General features: G+C 41.1%; 1 protein-coding gene. It reads left to right on the plus strand.

From position 1 onward, the window contains the following. Nucleotides 1-144 precede the first annotated feature (144 nt). A complete protein-coding gene (locus tag ACFIJJ_RS10005; protein WP_375646848.1) occupies nt 145-546 on the plus strand; it encodes a hypothetical protein in 402 nt (133 codons plus the stop codon). Nucleotides 547-655 lie beyond the last annotated feature (109 nt).

Genomic DNA, 655 nt, shown 5'->3' on the forward strand with positions numbered 1-655 from the left:
TAACGTTTGGACAGAATGGTTGAGAGTGGCTACAAATCCCATAAGTTCCCATACTTGCCTTGGAGATGCGAGCGATATGTGCCAAAAGACTTATGGCACATCTCATCGTGAACAAGTTCCTTCAAGTAAATCATGGAGTAAAAAATGAAAAAACCTTTAAAATTATTGAGTACATTAACTCTATTAATCATCACTGGTTGTCAATTTAATAAAACTCCTACCTCCTCTATAGGAGCCTGGGAGAAATCGGGAGCAGATTTTACTGAGGTAGCAAAAGCATTATTAGAATGTGGCATGCCAACCCCTTATGATGTATTTCCAGAAAACAGAAAGCAGAGCATCAATGCAAAAGCAACAATTTATGCTTGCATGGTTCAATCAGGTTTCCGTGATAAAGTGGGGGGAGGGACTTGGTGCGAGAATCATAAAGCCGAAAACCTTCCCATATGTCGTCCAGGTGCTGTGATCCCGAGGCCCAGTGTCAAGAAGCGCTTAAACAGCCCTTATTGTAAAAAATATAAAAATGCACCTGAATGCAAGCCTTAAGTTTTGCTATTGGTGATGATCAACAATCCGCCATCCTTGCCTTCACTTGGAATGGCGCGATTGTTTCCTCACGCACATTATTTAACGGATGAAGAAAAGCAGCATTTAC

Source organism: Bartonella sp. TT29SHDZB (assembly GCF_042193395.1).
Classification (GTDB): domain Bacteria; phylum Pseudomonadota; class Alphaproteobacteria; order Rhizobiales; family Rhizobiaceae; genus Bartonella.